This window comes from Cereibacter sediminicola (genome assembly GCF_007668225.1).
In the GTDB taxonomy this organism is placed as follows: domain Bacteria; phylum Pseudomonadota; class Alphaproteobacteria; order Rhodobacterales; family Rhodobacteraceae; genus Cereibacter_A; species Cereibacter_A azotoformans.
The window spans coordinates 1-17,763 of record NZ_VDEK01000004.1 but is presented as its reverse complement, the minus strand read 5'-3'; the positions used below and the strand labels follow the sequence as shown (position 1 = coordinate 17,763).

General features: G+C 68.1%; 19 protein-coding genes and 1 tRNA gene. 11 read left to right on the top strand and 9 right to left on the bottom strand.

The window, feature by feature from the left end; translation table 11 throughout:
• Positions 1-12: 12 nt before the first annotated feature.
• Positions 13-1,380 carry an FAD-binding domain-containing protein gene (locus FG154_RS03930; RefSeq protein ID WP_145104556.1) on the top strand — a complete coding sequence of 456 codons (1,368 nt, stop codon included), beginning with the start codon at positions 13-15 and terminating at the stop codon, positions 1,378-1,380.
• Positions 1,381-1,481: 101 nt separating this feature from the next.
• The gene (locus FG154_RS03925; protein WP_145104554.1) at positions 1,482-3,641 is read left to right on the top strand and encodes a malate synthase G; all 2,160 of its coding nucleotides are present in this window, start codon (positions 1,482-1,484) and stop codon (positions 3,639-3,641) included.
• Positions 3,642-3,765: 124 nt separating this feature from the next.
• Here FG154_RS03925 and FG154_RS03920 read toward each other — a convergent pair whose 3' ends face one another.
• Positions 3,766-4,023, bottom strand: coding sequence for a BolA family protein (locus FG154_RS03920; RefSeq protein ID WP_145104552.1), 258 nt, complete (start codon positions 4,021-4,023; stop codon positions 3,766-3,768).
• Positions 4,024-4,096: 73 nt separating this feature from the next.
• On the opposite strand from FG154_RS03920, the gene FG154_RS03915 reads away from it, so the two are divergent.
• The 7 genes from FG154_RS03915 (at position 4,097) to FG154_RS03885 (ending at position 10,655) form a co-directional block, all read left to right on the top strand.
• Positions 4,097-4,732 carry a J domain-containing protein gene (locus FG154_RS03915; RefSeq protein ID WP_011910020.1) on the top strand — a complete coding sequence of 212 codons (636 nt, stop codon included), beginning with the start codon at positions 4,097-4,099 and terminating at the stop codon, positions 4,730-4,732.
• Between the two features lie 123 nt (positions 4,733-4,855).
• Positions 4,856-5,893 (top strand): cobaltochelatase subunit CobS, encoded by a 1,038-nt coding sequence (cobS, locus tag FG154_RS03910; RefSeq protein ID WP_145104550.1) that lies wholly within the window; start codon positions 4,856-4,858, stop codon positions 5,891-5,893.
• Positions 5,890-6,219, top strand: coding sequence for a hypothetical protein (locus FG154_RS03905; RefSeq protein WP_145104548.1), 330 nt, complete (start codon positions 5,890-5,892; stop codon positions 6,217-6,219). The genes cobS and FG154_RS03905 overlap by 4 nt, the downstream gene beginning before the upstream one ends.
• 1 nt (position 6,220) lies before the next feature.
• Entirely contained in the window at positions 6,221-6,550 is a 330-nt protein-coding gene (locus FG154_RS03900) for a hypothetical protein (protein ID WP_145104546.1), read from the top strand.
• Between the two features lie 41 nt (positions 6,551-6,591).
• A complete protein-coding gene (cobT, locus tag FG154_RS03895; RefSeq protein WP_145104544.1) occupies positions 6,592-8,451 on the top strand; it encodes a cobaltochelatase subunit CobT in 1,860 nt (619 codons plus the stop codon).
• The gene (locus FG154_RS03890; RefSeq protein ID WP_145104543.1) at positions 8,451-10,247 is read left to right on the top strand and encodes an aminopeptidase P family protein; all 1,797 of its coding nucleotides are present in this window, start codon (positions 8,451-8,453) and stop codon (positions 10,245-10,247) included. The genes cobT and FG154_RS03890 overlap by 1 nt, the downstream gene beginning before the upstream one ends.
• A gap of 66 nt (positions 10,248-10,313) precedes the next feature.
• Entirely contained in the window at positions 10,314-10,655 is a 342-nt protein-coding gene (locus FG154_RS03885; RefSeq protein ID WP_145104541.1) for a DUF427 domain-containing protein, read from the top strand.
• Between the two features lie 22 nt (positions 10,656-10,677).
• Here the strand turns inward: FG154_RS03885 and FG154_RS03880 are convergent, their stop codons facing one another.
• Entirely contained in the window at positions 10,678-11,106 is a 429-nt protein-coding gene (locus FG154_RS03880) for a SufE family protein (RefSeq protein WP_145104539.1), read from the bottom strand.
• Between the two features lie 129 nt (positions 11,107-11,235).
• Here FG154_RS03880 and FG154_RS03875 point away from each other — a divergent pair, with 129 nt between their 5' ends.
• A complete protein-coding gene (locus tag FG154_RS03875) occupies positions 11,236-11,688 on the top strand; it encodes a hypothetical protein (RefSeq protein ID WP_145104537.1) in 453 nt (150 codons plus the stop codon).
• Positions 11,689-11,724: 36 nt separating this feature from the next.
• Here the strand turns inward: FG154_RS03875 and rnd are convergent, their stop codons facing one another.
• The 3 genes from rnd to purM form a co-directional block, all read right to left on the bottom strand.
• Positions 11,725-12,882, bottom strand: coding sequence for a ribonuclease D (gene rnd / locus FG154_RS03870; protein WP_145104536.1), 1,158 nt, complete (start codon positions 12,880-12,882; stop codon positions 11,725-11,727).
• Positions 12,883-12,977: 95 nt separating this feature from the next.
• Positions 12,978-13,568: a phosphoribosylglycinamide formyltransferase gene (purN, locus tag FG154_RS03865; RefSeq protein WP_145104534.1), complete on the bottom strand. Its 591-nt coding sequence runs from the start codon at positions 13,566-13,568 to the stop codon at positions 12,978-12,980.
• Complete coding sequence (purM, locus tag FG154_RS03860; RefSeq protein ID WP_145104532.1) at positions 13,565-14,611, bottom strand: phosphoribosylformylglycinamidine cyclo-ligase; 1,047 nt, start codon at positions 14,609-14,611, stop codon at positions 13,565-13,567. The genes purN and purM overlap by 4 nt, the downstream gene beginning before the upstream one ends.
• 107 nt (positions 14,612-14,718) lie before the next feature.
• On the opposite strand from purM, the gene FG154_RS03855 reads away from it, so the two are divergent.
• Positions 14,719-14,794 (top strand) — tRNA-Ile (locus FG154_RS03855).
• Positions 14,795-14,841: 47 nt separating this feature from the next.
• On the opposite strand, the gene FG154_RS03850 is transcribed toward FG154_RS03855, so the two are convergent.
• The 4 genes from FG154_RS03850 to FG154_RS03830 form a co-directional block, all read right to left on the bottom strand.
• Positions 14,842-15,786: a tyrosine-type recombinase/integrase gene (locus FG154_RS03850; protein ID WP_186312286.1), complete on the bottom strand. Its 945-nt coding sequence runs from the start codon at positions 15,784-15,786 to the stop codon at positions 14,842-14,844.
• 122 nt (positions 15,787-15,908) lie between these two features.
• On the bottom strand, positions 15,909-16,064 hold the full coding sequence (locus tag FG154_RS21385) for a hypothetical protein (RefSeq protein WP_246100124.1): 156 nt from the start codon (positions 16,062-16,064) through the stop codon (positions 15,909-15,911).
• A 240-nt stretch (positions 16,065-16,304) separates the two neighbouring features.
• Positions 16,305-16,634, bottom strand: coding sequence for a DUF2190 family protein (locus FG154_RS03840; RefSeq protein ID WP_145104527.1), 330 nt, complete (start codon positions 16,632-16,634; stop codon positions 16,305-16,307).
• A gap of 1 nt (position 16,635) precedes the next feature.
• Positions 16,636-17,763 (bottom strand): phage head-tail joining protein (locus tag FG154_RS03830; RefSeq protein WP_222120549.1); only part of this gene is annotated, 1,128 nt, incomplete at its 5' end.

The window sequence follows — 17,763 nt, the reverse complement described above, 5'->3', positions numbered from 1 at the left end:
AAGCCGTGTTCCATGAATGTTCTGGTGTGGTTTCGCAATGACCTGCGGGTGACGGATCACCCGGCGCTGGCGCGTGCGGACGGGCCGGTGCTGCCCCTCGTGATCGTCGATCCGTCGGAATGGGCGGACCCGGCCCGATCGGGGCGGCAATGGGCCTTTCGGGCCGAGTGCCTGCAGGACCTGCGCGAGTCGCTTGCGGCGCTTGGCGCGCCCCTCGCCCTGCGGGTGGGCGATCCCCTGTCCGTGCTCGAGAAGCTCTGCCGTCTGCACCGGATCGGACGCATCCTCTGCATCGAGGATCCCGCCTGCCATGCGCTTGATCGACGGGTTCAGGCCTGGGCGGCGGCCGCGGGGGTGGAGTTCACGGCCCTCGCGCCGGGGCCCGGTGCGCCTGCGACGCTCACTCCGCTGCCGGGGGTCGAGCCGGGGCCGATCCCCCCGGCCCGCGCCCTCAGGATCGCCGAGGACCGTTGCCCGCACCGCCAGCCGGGCGGGCGGATGCAGGGACGGCTGTTGTTGCAGAGCTTCCTGGAACGGCGGGGCGAGCATTATCGGGACGAGCGCGACCGGCCACTGCGGGCCGAGCGGATTTGCTCGCGCCTGTCGCCGCACCTGACGAACGGCACGCTGTCGAGAGACGAAGTGCGCGAGGCCGTGACGGCGCGGATGGAGGGGGCGGGGGGGGATTGGGTACGCAGTCTCGGCACATTTCGGGCGGCGCTTGCGAAGGCCGATGTCGCGCGGGGGGCTGTCTGCCCCCCGGCCGCCCCGGAAGGGGCGGCTCCCCCCGAGGATATTTTCGCGAGAATGAAGGATGGTATCGCCTCGGGAGCGGCGCGGCAGGAGGCGCTTCGACTGGGCGAGACCGGTCTGCCGTTTGTGGATGCGGCCGCCCGGTCGCTGGCGGCGACAGGCTGGCTGCCGGCGCGGCTGCGCGGCCTGCTGGTTTCGGTCGCGATGCACCATCTGCGTCTGTGCGAGCGGACGTCGGGTGCGGTCCTCGCAGCGGGCCTGACGGACCATGCCCCCGCCGTCCATCGGGCGCGGGTGCGGCGGGCGGCGCTGGCCCGGCCCGTGGATCCCTTGGGACTGGCCGCGGCGCTCGATCCGGCAGGCGCCTTCACCCGCCGCTGGCTGCCGGAGCTGGCCGACGTGCCCGACATGTTCCTGCAGGCGCCCTGGCGCTGGGAGGGCGCGCGGCAGCTTCTCGGGCGGCGCTACCCCGAGCCGCTTGTCGATCCGGCGACGGCCATCCGCGAGGGTCGCCGCCGTCTTGTCCTGCCCACGCCGGATCTGCTGGAACCGTCGGACATGCGGGCGGTTCGGGGGACACGCGGACGGCGCGGGGCCGACCCGGGGCAGCTTTGCCTGGATCTTTGAGGTGCGCCGGCAAGATTGGTCATCTTTCATGACCAGATGGTTGAATGCCGGCAGCTTTGTCCGTAATGCTGCGACAGATTGTCAACAGCGGGAGTAGGGCCTTGACCGACCGGATCGAGAAGCACGGGTTGCAGGTGGACGCGCGCCTTGCCGAGTTCGTGGCGCGTGAGGCCCTGCCGGGCACGAGTGTCGGCGAGGACGCCTTCTGGGGCGGGCTTGCCCGGATGGTGCGCGAACTGGGGCCGCGCAACCGCGCGCTTCTTGACCGTCGCGCCGATCTGCAGGCGCGGATCGATGCCTGGCATCGGGAACGGCGCGGCCAGCGCACGAGCATCGAGGACTACACCGACTTCCTGCGCGGGATTGGCTATCTGCTGCCGGAGGGCCCGGATTTCACGATCGAGACCGGCAACACCGATCCCGAGATCGCCGAGGTGGCAGGTCCGCAACTGGTCGTGCCGGTGATGAACGCCCGCTACGCGCTGAATGCGGCGAACGCGCGCTGGGGCTCGCTCTATGATGCGCTCTACGGTACGGACGCGCTTGGGGATGCGCCGCCTGCCGGTGACTTCGATGCCGAGCGCGGGGCGCGCGTGATCGCCTGGGGGCGGCAGTTCCTGGACGAGGTGGCGCCGCTCGCCGAGGGCAGTCATGCCGACGTCGAGAGCTACCGGATCGAGAACGGCGCTCTCGTTCCCGCGCTGAAGGAGCCTGCGCAATTGGCCGGCTACGCGGGGCCGGCGGGGTCACCGAGCGCGATCCTCCTCGGGAACAACGGGCTGCATCTGATTCTCGACATCGACCGGAGGCACCGGATCGGGGCGACGGACCGCGCGGGTGTGGCCGACATCCGGATGGAGTCCGCGCTGTCGGCCATCATGGATTGCGAGGATTCCGTTGCGGCCGTCGATGGCGAGGACAAGGCGCTGGCCTATGGCAACTGGCTGGGCCTGATGCGCGGCGACCTGCGCGAGGCGATCTCGAAGGCCGGGCGCATGTTCGTGCGGGAACTGGCGCCGGACCTGTCCTTTACGGCGCCCGATGGCGGCACGATCACGCTCAAGGGCCGGGCGCTGATGCTGGTGCGGAACGTGGGCCATCTGATGACCACGCCCGCCGTGCTGGACGAGGCGGGTGAGGAGATCTTCGAGGGGATGCTCGACGCCTTCGCCACGACCCTCTGCGCCATGCATGACCTGCGCAAGACCGAAGGGCCGCGGAACTCGGTGACCGGCTCGGTCTATGTGGTGAAGCCCAAGATGCACGGGCCCGAGGAAGTGGCCTTTGCCGACGAGATCTTCACCCGTGTCGAGGAGGCGCTCGGCCTGCCCCGCTACAGCGTCAAGCTCGGCATCATGGATGAGGAACGCCGCACCTCGGTCAACCTCAAGGAGTGCATCCGGGCGGCGAAGCACCGGGTGGCCTTCATCAACACGGGCTTCCTCGACAGGACCGGGGACGAGATCGTGACCGGCATGGAGGCGGGCCCGATGGTGAAGAAGGGCGACATGAAGGCCTCGCGCTGGATCGCGTCCTACGAGGACCGGAACGTGGACATCGGCCTTGCCTGCGGGCTGCGCGGCCGGGCTCAGATCGGCAAGGGCATGTGGGCCATGCCCGACCGGATGGCCGAGATGCTCGCGACCAAGATCGTGCATCCCCGTGCGGGCGCCAATTGCGCCTGGGTGCCCTCGCCCACGGCGGCGACGCTCCACGCCACCCACTATCACCGCGTGGATGTGAAGGCGCGGCAGGAGGAGATCGCCGCCGGCGGCCCCCGCGGCAGCCTCGCCGACCTGCTCACCCTGCCCGTGGCCGAGGGCGTGAACTGGTCGGACGCGGAACTGCGGCAGGAAATCGAGAACAACGCCCAGGGCATCCTCGGCTATGTCGTCCGCTGGGTCGATCAGGGCGTGGGCTGCTCGAAGGTGCCCGACATCAACGACGTGGGCTTGATGGAGGACCGGGCGACCTGCCGGATCTCGAGCCAGGCGCTGGTAAACTGGCTGCACCACGGGGTTGTCTCGCAAGAGCAGGTGATGGCGGCGCTGAAGAAGATGGCGGCCGTCGTGGATTCGCAGAACGCCGGAGATCCCGCCTACCGCCCCATGGCGCCGGATTTCGACGGCGCGGCCTTCCAGGCGGCCTGCGATCTGGTCTTCAAGGGCCGCGAGCAGCCTTCGGGCTACACCGAGCCCGTGCTGCACGACCGCCGCCTCCAGGTGAAGGCCGAGCGCACGCCCCAGGTGAGCCGCGCCTGACCGGCGGGGCGCGCTCCCTCTCCGGGCGCGCGCGCCCTGCTCCATTCATTCTCGCTCAAATATCCATGCCACGGCGGCCCACGCGGGCCGCCGGACAGGTCTGCGCCGCCCGAGAACGGCTGCGTCAGCCCTCCAGATCGAGCGCCAGCGCGTGGATGCGCCCGACAAGATCCTGCCCGAGCGCCGCATACACCGCCCGGTGCCGTTCAAGCCGGCTCAGCGCCGCCATCGCGCCCGCGCGCATCCTCACGTGAAAGTGTGTCTCGCCGCCCTCACGCCAGCCAGCGTGACCCCGATGCTTCTCGCTTTCGTCCGTCACCTCAAGCTCATGCGGGGCGAAGGCCGCCTCCAGCCGATCACGAATTTCCTCGACGACGCCCATCCCGTGCCTTCCCCTCTTCAATCCGGCGCACAAAGCCCTAAACTCACGCCTCCGAGTCGGAAAGGCAGAAGAAATGACGAACCGCCCCCCCTTCGAATTCGACATCCGGGTCTCCTCGGACAAGAAGCGGCGCAAGACCGGGCGGCGGGGCATGTCGGGTGCCTTCGAGACATCGAACCGGCAGTGCGAATATCCCGGCTGTTCCGAGGCGGGCATCTACCGCGCGCCGAAATCGCCCGACCTGCTCGACGAGTTCTTCTGGTTCTGCAAGGACCACGTCCGCGAGTACAACCTCAAGTGGAACTTCTTCCAGGGTTCGGGCGAGGAAGAGATCAAGCGCATCCTCGAAAAGGACCGGCTCTGGGGGCGCGAGACCCAGCCCTTCGGCAAACGCCCCGACGAGGGTCGCGTCTGGTCGCGCCTCGGCGTGAACGACCCGATGGAGATCCTCGGCGAGAAGGCCACCCAGAACCCCGGCAAGGTCGCCAGCACCGCCACGCGCAAGCTGCCGCCGACCGAGCGCAAGGCGCTCGAGATCCTCGATGCGCGCGACACCTGGACCAAGCTCGAGATCCGCAAGCAATACAAGAGCCTCGTCAAGGACCTGCACCCGGACATGAACGGCGGCAACCGCGCCGACGAGGAGCGGCTGCAGGAAGTCGTCTGGGCGTGGGACCAGATCAAGGACAGCCGCTACTTCCGCGAGTGAATCCGGGGTGCGGGCAGGAGGGCGCAATGCCTGCCCGCTGCCGCACCGGCGGGAAAGGGCCTGGCGCCGCCGCCGGCCGAAGGCCCTCTGCGGCCGGCCCTTCCCCTTGCAGGCCCTCTCGATATGTTTCATCAAAGGCCGGGTGCGCCGCGAGCGGGCGCCCGAAGTGGAAACAAGGCGGACGGAATGCTGGACATGACTGTGAAACCCACTGAGGAAATTTCCGTTCGCGAGACCTTCGGCATCGACACCGACATGAAGGTGAAGGGCTTCGCCGAGCGCGCCGACCGCGTGCCGGATCTGGACCCCACCTACAAGTTCGATCCCGACACCACGCTCGCGATCCTTGCGGGCTTTGCCTACAACCGTCGCGTGATGATCCAGGGCTACCACGGCACCGGAAAATCCACCCACATCGAGCAGGTGGCGAGCCGGCTGAACTGGCCCTGCGTGCGGGTGAACCTCGACAGCCACGTCAGCCGCATCGACCTGATCGGCAAGGACGCGATCAAGCTGGTGGACGGCAAGCAGGTCACCACCTTCCAGGAGGGCATCCTGCCCTGGGCGCTGCGCAACCCCTGCGCCATCGTCTTCGACGAATATGACGCCGGCCGCGCCGACGTGATGTTCGTGATCCAGCGGGTGCTGGAAACCGACGGCAAGCTGACGCTGCTGGACCAGAACGAGGTGATCACCCCCCACCCGTCCTTCCGCCTGTTCGCAACCGCCAACACCGTGGGTCTGGGTGACACGACCGGCCTCTATCACGGCACCCAGCAGATCAACCAGGGCCAGATGGACCGCTGGTCGCTGGTGGCCACGCTGAACTACCTCAGCCACGACGCCGAGGTGGCGATCGTCCTGTCGAAGAACCCCCATTACAACACCGAGAAGGGCCGCCGTCAGATCAGCCAGATGGTGACGGTGGCGGATCTGACCCGCACCGCCTTCATGAACGGCGACCTCTCGACGGTGATGAGCCCGCGGACCGTGATCTCCTGGGCGCAGAACGCCGAGATCTTTCGCAACGTGGGCTACGCCTTCCGGCTGACCTTCCTCAACAAGTGCGATGAGCTCGAGCGGCAGACCGTGGCCGAGTTCTACCAGCGCTGCTTCAACGAGGAACTGCCGGAAAGCGCCGCCTCGATGGCGATGAAATGAGCGTTGCGGCATTGGCCGGTCGCATCGCGGACGGTGAGGCGGCGCGCGCGCGCGCCAGGCGCCAGATCCTGACGCTCGGTCACCTGCTGGCTCTGGCCGGTGCGGGGCTGGGGCTCCTCCTCTTCGGAGGTGTCGGCACTGCGCTTGCGCTGGCTCTTGTCGGCGCCTCCCTTGGATCGGCCAGCGCCGGGATTGCTCTGATCGCGGCGCGCCGGCACCTCAAGCGGCTCGCGGCCGAGCAGCCAGACCTCTACCCGGCGGCGGTCGAGCGGTACCGCATGGTGATGGCGACCGAGCGCGCCTCTCGCTACAAGCTCTTCTGCTGACATGGATCAGGCCGCGATCGCCGCACGCCTGGCCGAGCTTCACGGCCGCCTCGAGACCTTGCGCCGGCAGGCGCGCCTTCTGGCGGCAGGGGCTGGCCTCATGGCCGCGGCCGCCGTGTGGATGGCGGCGGGCTCAGCCCTGATGGCGCTGGCCGCGGGGCTGCTTGCGGCTCTTGTCGTGGGCCTGCTGGCGCGGATGCGGGTCAAGGCCCCGCTGCGCGCACTGGCCCGGCTCGAGCGCGAGCATCCCGAGGCCGTCGCCCTCGCCATGGACCGCTACCGCCTGACGCTTGCGCTCGAACGGGCCGAGCGGTGGAAGCTCTTCCGCTGACTCCCCTTGTCGGCATCCCGCGCGGGTGCTTTATCTGAGGCATGAGCAAGCCCACCGACAATCCCGCCGATCCGTTCAAGAAGGCTCTCGCCGAGGCGACCAAGACGCTCGCCGACGACCCGGACATGACGGTGACCTTCTCGGTCGATCCCGCGGGGATGAACCGCGAGGGGATGCGCCTGCCGCAGGTCAGCCGCCGGATGACGCGCGACGAGGTGATGCTCGCCCGCGGCACGGCCGACGCCTTCGCGCTGCGCCGCCGCTATCACGATGATGCAATTTCGACGCGCTACCTGCCGCAGGGCCAGATGGCGCGCGAGATCTACGAGGCGATGGAGACGGCCCGGTGCGAGGCGGTGGGCGCCCGCACCATGCCGGGCACCGCGGGCAACATCGACGCCCGGATCGGCCACGAGGCCGAGCGCAAGGGCTATGGCCAGATCACGCAGGCCTCGGATGCACCGCTCGCCACGGCGGCGGGCTACCTCGTGCGCCATCTGGCGACGGGGCGCACCCTGCCCGGCGGCGCCGACAATGTGATGGAGCTGTGGCGCGGTTTCATCGAGCAGCAGGCGGGCGGGACGCTTCAGAACCTCGACGAGGTGCTGGCCGATCAGGCGGCCTTTGCGCGACTGGCCCGCCAGGTGATCTCGGATCTGGGCTATGGCGACCAGCTTGGCGACGATCCCGACACGGACGAGCAGGACGACGCGGGCGAGGACGCGGAAACCAACGAGGACGAGTCGCAGAGCCAGGGCGAGGACGAGTCCGACGAGTCGCCCGAGGCGCAGCCCGAGCGCAGCCAGGAGGAACAGCAGGATCACAGTCAGGCCCAGGTCTCGATGGAGGACCAGCCCGACGCCGATCAGGGCGAAGAGGTGGAGATGCCCGAGGGCGAGGCGCCGCTCGAGCCGCCTCCCCCTGCCCCGTATTCCGAGGCCGATCCCGCCTATACGGTCTTCGCCACCGACTTCGACGAGGAGATCCGCGCCGAGGATCTGGCCGAGCCCGCCGAACTCGAGCGGCTGCGCGCCTATCTCGACCAGCAGCTGGAGCCGCTGAAGGGCGCCGTCAGCCGCCTTGCCAACAAGCTCCAGCGCCGGTTGCAGGCTCAGCAGAACCGCAGCTGGGAGTTCGACCGCGAGGAAGGCATCCTCGATGCCGGCCGCCTCGCGCGGGTGGTGGCCAACCCCACCACGCCGCTCTCGTTCAAGGTCGAGAAGGACACCGAGTTCCGCGACACCTGCGTGACGCTGCTGCTGGACAATTCGGGCTCGATGCGCGGCCGGCCGATCTCGATCGCCGCGATCTGCGCCGACGTGCTGGCGCGAACGCTGGAACGTTGCCAGGTCAAGGTCGAGATCCTGGGCTTCACCACCCGCGCCTGGAAGGGCGGGCAGAGCCGCGAGAAGTGGCTCGCCGCCGGGCGGCCGCAGCAGCCCGGCCGGCTCAACGACCTCCGCCACATCATCTACAAGGGCGCCGACGCGCCTTGGAGGCGCGCGCGGGAAAATCTCGGATTGATGATGAAGGAAGGGCTGCTGAAGGAGAACATTGACGGCGAGGCGCTGGAATGGGCGCACCGCCGCCTGAGCTACCGCCCCGAGGCGCGCAAGATCCTGATGGTGATCTCGGACGGGGCGCCGGTGGATGATTCCACCCTGTCGGTGAACCCGGCCAGCTATCTTGAAAAACACCTCCGCGACGTGATCTCGATGGTCGAGCGCAAGCGGCAGGTAGAGCTTATCGCCATCGGCATCGGCCATGACGTGACGCGCTACTATGCCCACGCCGTCACGATCACGGATGTGGAGCAACTGGCGGGCGCCATGACCGAGCAGCTCGCCTCCCTTTTCGACGCCGATCCGAAGAAGCGCATCGGCAAACGGCGGGTGGCCTGATGTTCCAGACGTTCCATGCGACTTCCTCCCCGGCCCAGGGGCCGGCCCGGCTTGCGGCGCTGCGCGCGGCGCTGGCGGCCGACGGGCTGACGGGGTTCATCGTTCCACGCTCGGATGCCCATCAGGGCGAATATGTGGCCGCCCGGGACGAGCGTCTCCAGTGGCTGACGGGCTTTACCGGCTCGGCCGGCTTCTGCATCGTGCTGCCCGACCTCGCGGGCGTCTTCATCGACGGCCGCTACCGGGTTCAGGTGAAGCATCAGGTCGATCTGGGGCATTTCACGCCCGTCCCATGGCCCGAGGTGCAGCCGGGAGAGTGGCTGCGTGAAAATCTTCCCCAAGGCGTGATCGGCTTCGATCCTTGGCTGCACACGGCTGACGAGATCGCGCGGCTCGAGGCGGCGCTGGCGGGCTCCGACATCAGCCTGCGCGCGGTGGAGAACCCGCTCGACCGGCTCTGGGCCGACCAGCCCGAGGCACCGATGGGGCGCGCCTTTGCCCATCCCGACGCGCTTGCGGGCGAGACGGGCGAGGCCAAGCGCCAACGGCTCGCCGCTGCGCTTGGCCGTGCCGGGCGCAAGGCGGCGGTCCTGACGCTGCCGGACTCCATCTGCTGGCTGCTGAACATCCGGGGCGCCGACGTGCCGCGCAATCCGGTGCTGCATGCCTTTGCCGTGCTGCATGACGACGCCCGCGTGACGCTCTTTGCCGACGCCGCGAAGTTCGACGAGGCAACCCTTGCGCATCTGGGCCAAGGCGTGACGCTGCGCCCGCCGCAGGCGTTCGTGCCGGCCCTGCGCACGCTCGGCGGCCCGGTTCAGGTGGATCGCAAGACCGCCCCGCTGGCCGTGACGCTCGAGCTGCAGGATGCCGGGATCGAGGTCGCCGAGGGCGACGATCCCTGCCGCCTGCCAAAGGCCTGCAAGACCCCGGCCGAGATTGCCGGGATGCGCGACGCCCACCTGCGCGACGGCGCGGCGATGGTCGAGTTCCTCTGCTGGCTCGAAGCCGAGGCGCCAAAGGGCGGGCTGACGGAGATCGACGTGGTGACCGCGCTCGAGGGCTTCCGCTGGGCAACCAACGCGCTCCACGACATCAGCTTCGACACGATCTGCGGCGCAGGCCCCAACGGCGCGATCATGCATTACCGCGTGACCGAGGGGTCCAACCGCCCCGTGCAGCGCGACGAGCTGCTGCTCGTCGATTCGGGTGCGCAATATGCCGATGGCACGACCGACATCACCCGCACCATTGCCGTGGGCGACCCCGGCGAGGAGGCGCGCGAGTGCTACACGCGGGTGCTGCAGGGCCTGATCGCCATCAGCCGCGCGCGCTGGCCGAAGGGCCTCGCCGGGCGCGACCTTGACGCGCTGGCGCGCTACCCGCTGTGGCTTGCGGGACAGGACTACGATCATGGCACCGGCCACGGCGTCGGCGCCTTCCTGTCGGTTCATGAGGGGCCGCAGCGGATTGCCCGCATCTCGGAGGTGCCGCTCGAGCCGGGCATGATCCTCTCGAACGAGCCGGGCTACTACCGCGAGGGCGCCTTCGGCATCCGGCTGGAAAACCTGATCGTCGTCGAGGAAGCGCCGGCGCTCGGCGATCATCGCCGGCAGTTGTCGTTCGAGACCCTGACCTTCGTGCCCTTCGACCGGCGGCTGATCCTGCCCCACCGCCTTTCGCTGCCCGAGCGGGAATGGCTGGATGCCTACCATGCGGAAGTTCTCGAAAGGATTGGATCGCGCCTCTCGCCTCCGGCCCGCGCCTGGCTTGGGGCGGCGGCTGCGCCTCTTTGACCTCTTGCCCCGCGGCTGACGCGACGGCATGATTTGCTGCATTGCAGCACAGTGAGGGACTTTCCGATGAACGATCACATTCACCTGCGCAAGGCCGAGGGCAAGTGGGTCATTCGGACGGACTCGGCTGTTCTGGGCGAAACCCTCAACGCGATCGAACTGACCGAGGGCAGCCGCGACCCGGTGATCTATTTCCCGCGCGAGGATGTGGCGATGGTCATGTTCGACAAGAGCGACAAGACCACCGCCTGCCCCTTCAAGGGCGAGGCGAGCTATTACTCGATCGTGGGCGTCAACGGCACGCTGAGGGACGCGGCCTGGTCCTACGAATCGCCCAGGGAAGGGCTCGAGGCGATCGCGGGCTATCTCGCCTTCGCCCCGGACGTCACCAAGGTCGGCCAGTACTGAAAGCGCAGGGCGGCAGGCACCGTCAGGCCGCCGCCGCCTCGGCCGAGACGCGGCGGATCCGCTCGACCATCGCGCGCAGTCCGTTGGACCGCTGCGACGAAAGGTGCTGGTCAAGCCCGAGGCGCGTCAATTCGTGCGCGGCATCGACCTTCCCAACCTCGGCCACCGTGAGACCGGAATAGAGCGCGTGCAGCACGGCGATCAGGCCGCGCACGATCATCGCATCGCTGTCGCCCTGAAAGTCGAAGCGCGCCGCGCCGCCCTCACCCTCGATCACCGGCCGGATCCAGACCTGGCTCGCGCATCCCTCCACCTTGGTCGAGGGCACCTTGAACGCCTCGTCCAGCGGGGGCATCGCCTTCCCAAGCTCGATCACATGGCGGTATCGGTCCTCCCAGTCGTCCAGGAAGTCGAACGTCTCGGCGATGTCTTCGAAGGCTTGCGTGGCCATGGTCTTCTCCGTTCCTGCCGCCAGAGGTAATCACCGAGCCGCGTCAGGTCCAGCCCTGCGCGCCCGTGCTTTTCAAAGCCCGCCGCATAGGCTAGCCAATGGGCAGGAAAAGATGCGAGGGATGAAGGAATGAGACGACCGCTGCTCGTGGGGCTCGCGCTGGTCCTGGCACTCGGGGCCTGCGGCTCGCGGCTCAATCCGCTGAACTGGTTCGGCGGTTCGGAGGCCGCACCCGCGACCCTGGCCCCCGTCGCCTCGTCGGGTCCGGCGCAGGACGCGCGCCCGCTGATGGCGCAGATCGTCTCGCTTGACGTGGAGCCGAACCGGGGCGGCGCCGTGATCCGCGCGGTGGGTCTGCCCCCCACCCAGGGCTACTGGAACGCCGAGCTTGTCGCGCGGCCGGTTCAGGATGGCGTGATCACCTACGAGTTCCGCGCCCTGCCCCCGCCGGGCCCCGCGGCCGTCTCGACCCAGGCCTCGCGAGAGGTCACGGTGGGGGCGTTCCTGTCGGCCTACCAGCTCCGCTCGATCAACCAGATCACGGTTGTTGCGGCAGGCAACGCCCTCACCAGCCGCCGCTGAGGTGCCGCGGCGGCCACCCGGCCGCCGCGCAACCTGTCAGAGCTTGACCACCCGCACATCGTTGCCCTTGGCCGAGAGCGCGATCTCACCCCGGCAGAGCCGCAGCGCATCGGCACCGAAGGCTTCCAGCCGCCAGCCCTTGAGCGTCGGCAGGTCGCGCTCGCCCGCCGCGATGGCGTCGAGATCCGAGGCCGAGGCGATCAGCCGGGCCGCCACACCAAGGCTCTCCGACTTGGCCTTCAGCAGCACCCTCAGCAGGTCGGCCAGGGCCGGGTTCACCTGAAGCTGCTCGCGGGACAGGTCGGGCTTGGGAAGATCCTCGGCCTTCACCTCCATCCCGGCCTTGACGGCAGCGAGGATCCCGTCCGCGATGTCCCCCCGCCGGCCCTCGCGCAGCAAGAGCCGCGAGCGGCCCAGTTCCTCGACATTCGTCGGCCGGGTTGAGGCGATCTCGAGAAGGGCATCGTCCTTGAGCACCCGCGAGCGCGGAACGTTGTTCTTCTGCGCATATTCCTCGCGGAAGCGCGCAAGCTCCTTGACCACCGCAAGGAAGCGGCCCGAGGTGGTGCGCGTCTTGATCCGCAGCCAGGCTTCCTCGGGACGGACGGTGTAGGTCTCGGGATCGGTGAGGATCGCCAGCTCTTCCTCGACCCACCGCTGCCGGCCGTTCTTCTCGATCTGGGCCGAGAGCCACTCGTAGATCACCCGCAGATGCGTCACGTCGGCAATGGCATAGGTCTTCTGCGCGTCGCTCAGCGGCCGGCGCGACCAATCGGTGAAGCGCGAGGTCTTGTCCAGCTGCTCGCGCGCGATCTTCTTGACCAGCGTCTCGTAGCCCACCTGCTCGCCAAAGCCGCAGACCATCGCGGCCACCTGCGTGTCGAACAGCGGCGAGGGAAACACCTTTCCCTCGACGAAGAAGATCTCGATATCCTGCCGGGCGGCGTGGAACACCTTGACCGTCGGCTCGTGCCGGAACAGATCGTAGAGCGGCTCGAGCGACATGTCGGGCGCCTCGACCGGATCGACGAGAACCGCCTCGCCGTTCTTGCCGGGAAGCGCCATCTGGATCAGGCAGAGCTTGGACCAGTAGGTGCGTTCGCGCAGGAACTCCGTGTCGATCGTGACATAGGGGGCGGCCTTGGCGGCCTCGCAGAAGGCGGCCAGCGCCTCGGTGGTGGTGATCGTCTTCATCCAGATCCCGCGTCTCGGGGTTCACACGGGTTCGTCCCGCGCCTTCCGCTATAGGCGCCGTGAGGAGAAAAGGAAAGACCGATGGGCGCTTGGGGTCAGGTCAGCCAGATCGGCGTGCGGTCGCCCGATGCAAAACGACGCAGAACGGCCGGATAAAGCACATGTTCGCGCGCAAGCACCCGCGCGGCCAGGCTGTCGGGCGTATCCCCGGCCAGCACCGGCACCCGCGCCTGTCCGAGGATGGGCCCGTCATCCAGCGCGGCCGTCACCTCATGCACGGTGCAGCCCGCCTCGGTGTCGCCGGCCTCGAGCGCCCGCCGGTGCGTGTGCAATCCCTGATACCTGGGCAGCAAAGAGGGATGGATGTTCAGCATCCGACCCTCGAACCGGGCAACGAAATCGGCCGTCAGCACGCGCATGAAGCCCGCAAGGCACAGGATGTCCGGGTTGGCCGCAAGGATCGGCTCGAGCAGGGCCGCCTCGAAGGCGGCGCGGTCGCCCCGGAACGGCCGGTGATCCACCGCCGCAACCGGCACGCCGAGCGCCGCCGCCTTGGCAAGCCCCGCGGCCCCGGGGTCGTTCGAGGCCACCAGCACCGGCCGCGCCGGATGATCCCCCACCATGCTGCGCACGAGAGCCAGCATGTTCGAGCCTCCGCCCGAGATCAGGACGGCGACACGTTTCACAGCAGGCGGCCGTCGTAGCTCACACCCTGGCCGGGGATCACTTCGCCGATGCGCGTGACGGTCTCGCCCTCGGCCTCGAGCAATGCCGCGATCGCGTCGGCACGGTCGGCCGCAACCACCACGATCATGCCGATGCCGCAGTTGAACGTCTTGAGAAGCTCCGGCTCGGCCATCGAGGCGGTCTCGGCGAGCCAGCGGAACACGGGCGGCAGCTCCCACGCGCCGAGGTTGATGCGCGCACCCAGCCCCTCGGGCAGCACCCGCGGCAGGTTCTCGGTGAGGCCGCCGCCCGTGATGTGGGCCAGCGCATGGACCCCGCCCGCGCGGACGGCCGCCAGCGCCTGCGTCACATAGAGCCGCGTCGGTGCCAGCAGCGCCCGCCCCAGGCTGTCCCCGCCGAACGGCGACGGCGCGTCCCAGGCAAGACCCGACAGTTCGACGACCTTGCGCACGAAGGAATAGCCGTTGGAATGGACACCGTTCGACCCGAGCCCGAGCAGCACGTCGCCCGCCACGAGCCCTCGAGGCAGGTCCGCGCCACGCTCCATCGCGCCCACGGCGAAGCCCGCAAGGTCGAAGTCCCCCTTGTGGTACATGCCCGGCATCTCGGCCGTCTCGCCACCGATGAGGGCGCATCCCGAGGCCGCGCATCCTTCGGCAATGCCTTCGATGATGCGGGCCGCCTGATCCAGCTCGAGCTTGCCCGTCGCGAAATAGTCGAGGAAGAAGAGCGGTTCGGCCCCCTGGCAGACGAGGTCGTTCACGCACATGGCCACGAGGTCGATGCCGATCGTATCCACCTCGCCCGTGTCGATGGCGATGCGCAGCTTGGTTCCCACCCCGTCCGTGGCCGCCACCAGCACCGGGTCACGGTAGCCCGCGGCCTTCAGGTCGAAGAGCGCGCCGAACCCACCCAGGCCCGAGACCGTGCCGGGACGCGCCGTGCGCCGTGCGGCGGGCTTGATCCGCTCGACGAGCGCGTTGCCGGCGTCGATGTCCACGCCTGCGTCCGCGTAGGTCAGACCCTTCTGCTGTTCGGCCATCTTTCATCCCTGCAGCTGCCTGCGGCCGCTCTAGACGATCTCCGCTGGCTTCGCAACGCGAAGCACGCTTGACCCGCCTGCGGCGAGGCCTTAACCGGACTCCATCCGGGCCTGTAGCTCAATGGTCAGAGCAGGGCGCTCATAACGCCTTGGTTGGGGGTTCGAGTCCCTCCGGGCCTACCACCCCTGCGCCGCGATCTTTATTTTTCAACTGGTTACGCGGCATTTTGTCAAACCTCCCCGGCGGGTTTGACAATCTTCGTTCTCATTTCGTCTGCCGCGACCTGCTTCTTCAGCGCCTCCCGCGCGAGTCCCAGACAGTCGGCGGCCTGAATGTAGGTCTGCACTTCCTTGAGGTTCTTGTGGCCCGAAATGGCCATGATCTGCGGCCCGGTGCATCCGGCCTCGGCCAAGCGGCGGCAAGCGGCCTTGCGCAGTCCGTGGGCGGAAAGTCCCTCGGGCAGCCCGGCTTCAGTCACCCTGTCCCGGAACCAATTGCCGAACCCAGCCGTCGCGAACGGCTTCCCATATTCGGTCAGCAAGAAAGTCATGTTCTTGGTGGGCAGAGCCTCCAGCGATGCCTGAAGGACCGGATGCAACGGGATTTCAACCTCAGTCCCGGTCTTAGACTGGCGAAGGGTCAGTATGCCGTCCCGGATGTGCTGACGACCCATCCGCACCACATCGGCGCGGCGTTGCCCGGTGTAGAGCATGAGGTCCAGCGCGAGACGGGCACGGCTGCCTGTTGGGTGTTTCTCGTAGAACTTTTCGATCTCAGCTTCAGTCCACGTCCGATAGCCAGAAGACCCGGTGCGCAGCTTGCGCAGGCCGATTGTCGGGTCATCCGGGCGCATTCCGGTTTCAACCGCGTGGCGCATCAGAATCTTGATAGACTTCAGCCAGTTGTTTGCCACGGCTGGGCGATTGGCCAGCTTGGCGATGATCGCCTTGACGTGTTCACGCTTCACCTTCAGCACAGCCTTATCGCCATGCTGTTCCCGGAAAGGTTCAATGGTGCTGCGATACGTCCGCTGCGTAATCGGCTTCAGGTTCAGATATTCGGACGAGCGGTAGTAGCTGGCGACGAGGGCCGCCACGGTGCCCGGCTGACTCTTCGAGGCTCCTGCCCCGGCGACGTTGGGTTCTCCCTTGTTGGCAGCCTCATAGGCCGCCATGAAGGCAGGACTCCACGGCAGACCGGGCAGCGCCACGCGCTCATAGCCGGGCCGCCGGAAATACCACCGGGGCCGGCCGTGACGGTCAACGAACCCTTGGCAGTATTTCGGCGGCTTCCGCATCATGACAGCACTTCGTCCCATTCGTTGCCTTCGTTGCTGACCTTGGGCAACTCCTCCCGGTCGGGCAAGCAATCAATGGCGGCGTCTAGCGCCTGAACGTCCCAGAGGGTCCGCGAATAGAGCCGGACAGGGCTAGGCATCAGGCCGTCAGACATCAGTTTATCAAACGTGCTTGGCGACACCCCGGCATAGGCAGCTGCCTCCGGGCGCGACAGAAGTCGCGGAGTCGGAGGGGGCAAGGCCCTGTAGTTACGAGGAGAAACAGCAGACATCTCGACCTCCATGGCTGAAGTGAGGGGATGACGCTGCCCGGATCGGGAAAGGAAAAGCGATCCGGGCAGCGGACACGAGGCTTAGCCCGCAGGGTGTGGCGGTGCCCTACGAACGGCCCCGCGTCAGAACGCGCCGTTGAGGCGGACGCGCACCGTCGCAGCGGTGTTGCTGGCGGCCTCAAGCGCAGCGCCGATCTTCGAGTTGCCGGTTGCCGTGGCCGTGGCCAGCTGGGCCGTGGCGTCCCAGTAGACGGCAGCCCCCAGGGCGAACGTGTCGGTGCCGACCTTCGCCAGATCGAAGACGCCCACGGTCTGCACGTCCACGTCCGCCGCCTCGGCCGCATCGCCGCAGGCCACGCCGAAGATCAGGCCGGACTTCACGCCTTGACCGGACAGGACCGCATAGGGCGCCGGAATGGTCACGGTGTTGCCCGGTTGAACGAAGTTCTTCATGTCAGACTCCTTTGCTGGTCTGAAAGCGGATGATGGAAGTGGGGCGGCGCGCGAGGCCCTGAATTTCGGCGTCCAGCGCGGCCAGTGCGCGGGCCATCTCGGTGTCGGTCTTGTATTCGACTTCCTCGCCGTTCTGGTCGCGCAGGCGCCGGACGCCGCCATATCGGGCCGCCCGCAGCCGGTCACGAAACTGGATCAGGTCGGCCAGCATCATGCCCCCGCGTTGCGATAGGCGCCGCGCCAGTCCCACCGCGCCGCACCCGAAGTCGAGCACCACGCGGAATTCGCGGCCCAGCACTTCCCAGCCGTCGCGGCTGGAAAGCTGCGGCCCCGGCGCGCTGGACAGGTAAGCGTATTCGAGAACCGGCGCCGTGGCCGGATCACCGAAGACGAACCAGCCGTTGCCCGTCAGACGAGGTTCCACCAGCAGCGACAGCTTGCCGCCGAACGGGTTCACGTCGGCCGCAGTGGTAGCGTTGATCGCCGCCAGCAGCTTTTCAGCCGCGGTTTCGAGCGCAGGCGCAACCACCAGATACTTCGGCACCACGTTGACCGGGGTCTTGCCGTCGAGTCCCTTCTGCGTCCGCAGTGCCAGCCGGGCCGCCGACAGTGCCGCTTCGGAGAGCGCGGCGCCGGTGGCTGCAAGGTTCCCATGGTCGGCGTGGAACAGGGTCTTGCCGTCATCCATCTTGATGCCCGCGCCGCCGTTCTGCGCCAGCAGCGCCAGAAGCTGCTTGGACTCCGTCTCGGCCGCGGCGCGGCCCATCATCTCGCCCCAGCGGGCGAAGGCGCCCAGATCGTCGTTGGTGATCGCCTTGCGCGACAGCGCGAAGGTGCCGCCGAAGGTTTCGAGGGCATAGCCTTCCTTCGCCTCGCCCGTGGTCATGGCTCTGATTTCGCCATGCTCCGACAGCTTCTGAAGCCCCGAGAATTCGCCCAGCTTCAGAACGGTGAGCGCCCGGAAGTCAGATGCCGTGCGCTGCCGGGCCAGCGCCTTCAGCGGGCTTTGCGCGGCCTGATAGGCGTTGGTCAGCACCCGGTTGCCCGCGCCGGTCAGCAGTTGCGGGAAGTCGCTGTGTTTCGGCGTGCAATTTTGACCCCCCAGGCGGGGTGATCGGCGTCCAATTTT

Bases quoted from the DNA above. Each gene is read 5' to 3' on its own strand.
- FG154_RS03930 (WP_145104556.1), top strand. From the start codon at position 13: ATGAATGTTCTGGTGTGGTTTCGCAATGACCTGCGGGTGACGGATCAC.
- FG154_RS03920 (WP_145104552.1), bottom strand. From the start codon at position 4,023: ATGGGCGTCGTCGAGGAAATTCGTGATCGGCTGGAGGCGGCCTTCGCC.
- FG154_RS03915 (WP_011910020.1), top strand. From the start codon at position 4,097: ATGACGAACCGCCCCCCCTTCGAATTCGACATCCGGGTCTCCTCGGAC.
- cobS (WP_145104550.1), top strand. From the start codon at position 4,856: ATGTTTCATCAAAGGCCGGGTGCGCCGCGAGCGGGCGCCCGAAGTGGA.
- FG154_RS03905 (WP_145104548.1), top strand. From the start codon at position 5,890: ATGAGCGTTGCGGCATTGGCCGGTCGCATCGCGGACGGTGAGGCGGCG.
- FG154_RS03900 (WP_145104546.1), top strand. From the start codon at position 6,221: ATGGATCAGGCCGCGATCGCCGCACGCCTGGCCGAGCTTCACGGCCGC.
- cobT (WP_145104544.1), top strand. From the start codon at position 6,592: ATGAGCAAGCCCACCGACAATCCCGCCGATCCGTTCAAGAAGGCTCTC.
- FG154_RS03890 (WP_145104543.1), top strand. From the start codon at position 8,451: ATGTTCCAGACGTTCCATGCGACTTCCTCCCCGGCCCAGGGGCCGGCC.
- FG154_RS03885 (WP_145104541.1), top strand. From the start codon at position 10,314: ATGAACGATCACATTCACCTGCGCAAGGCCGAGGGCAAGTGGGTCATT.
- FG154_RS03880 (WP_145104539.1), bottom strand. From the start codon at position 11,106: ATGGCCACGCAAGCCTTCGAAGACATCGCCGAGACGTTCGACTTCCTG.
- FG154_RS03875 (WP_145104537.1), top strand. From the start codon at position 11,236: ATGAGACGACCGCTGCTCGTGGGGCTCGCGCTGGTCCTGGCACTCGGG.
- rnd (WP_145104536.1), bottom strand. From the start codon at position 12,882: ATGAAGACGATCACCACCACCGAGGCGCTGGCCGCCTTCTGCGAGGCC.
- purM (WP_145104532.1), bottom strand. From the start codon at position 14,611: ATGGCCGAACAGCAGAAGGGTCTGACCTACGCGGACGCAGGCGTGGAC.
- FG154_RS03850 (WP_186312286.1), bottom strand. From the start codon at position 15,786: ATGGCGGCCTATGAGGCTGCCAACAAGGGAGAACCCAACGTCGCCGGG.
- FG154_RS21385 (WP_246100124.1), bottom strand. From the start codon at position 16,064: ATGTCTGACGGCCTGATGCCTAGCCCTGTCCGGCTCTATTCGCGGACC.
- FG154_RS03840 (WP_145104527.1), bottom strand. From the start codon at position 16,634: ATGAAGAACTTCGTTCAACCGGGCAACACCGTGACCATTCCGGCGCCC.